General features: G+C 66.5%; 1 protein-coding gene. It reads right to left on the reverse strand.

The genetic code is table 11. The annotated features are described in order from the left end of the window. Window positions 1–71 precede the first annotated feature (71 nt). Window positions 72–1,067 (reverse strand): DUF3516 domain-containing protein (locus tag R1101_RS0124135; RefSeq protein ID WP_016935714.1); only part of this gene is annotated, 996 nt, incomplete at its 5' end.

Here is a 1,067-nt window from a genome sequence, read left to right on the forward strand (position 1 = left end):
CGGAAGGGTTCCACGGTCGGTTCGCTCACCGAGTCAGGTTACCGCTCCCCGGACGGGCACCCGGCGGCGAATCAGCCCTCGACGATCTCGAACTCGTCGAACACCACTTCACCGGCGGCATCGGACTCGGTGAGATTCACCTCGCCGATCAGCGCCCAGCCGTGATCACCCTGTGGATCGTGCAGGGTCTGGCGCACCCGCCACAGCTCGGGGCCCATCTCCACGGTGAACAGCAACGGCCCGCGGGCGTCGGGACCGGTGCCGATCTCGTCGTACTCCTCGAAATACAGGTCGAGCAGATCCTCCCAGTCCTCGGCTTCGAGACCGTCGCCGAGCGCCGCGAGATCGTCCCAACGCCGGCGCGACGCCAGTTCGACCCGCTTGAACATCGCGTTGCGGACCATGACCTTGAACGCGCGGATGTTCGCCGACAACGGGCGAGGCGAGTCGGCACCGAACGCGATCTGTTGCTCGTCGCCTTCCGCGCCGGGATGGGTGAGCGATTCCCACTCGTCGAGCAGCGACGAGTCGACCTGGCGGATGAGTTCGCCGAGCCATTCGATGATGTCCTCGAGGTCCTCCGTTCGCGCGGAGTCGGGCACCGTCTGCCGCAGGGCGCGGTAGGCGTCGGCGAGATAGCGCAGGACCAGCCCCTCGGAACGGGCCAGGCCGTAGTGCGAGACCAATTCGGTGAAGGTCATGCTGCGCTCGATCATGTCGCGCACCACCGACTTCGGGGACAGCGGGAACTCCGCGACCCAGGGATGTCCGCCCCGGTAGGTCTCGAAGGCAGGCTCGAGCAGCTCCGCCAGCGGCTTGGGCCAGGTGATCTCCTCGAGCAGTTCCATGCGCTCGTCGTATTCGATGCCGTCGGCCTTCATCTGCCCGACCGCTTCACCCCGAGCGGCGTGCTGTTGCGCCATGAGGATCTGACGCGGATCGTCGAGCGTCGATTCGATCACCGACACCACGTCGAGGGCGTAGGTGGGGGAGTCGACGTCGAGCAGTTCGATGGCTGCCAGGGCGAACGGCGACAGCGGCTGGTTGAGTGCGAAGTCGCGTTGCAG

The organism is Rhodococcus sp. R1101 (genome assembly GCF_000278445.1).
GTDB classification, from domain to species: Bacteria; Actinomycetota; Actinomycetes; order Mycobacteriales; family Mycobacteriaceae; genus Rhodococcus; species Rhodococcus gordoniae.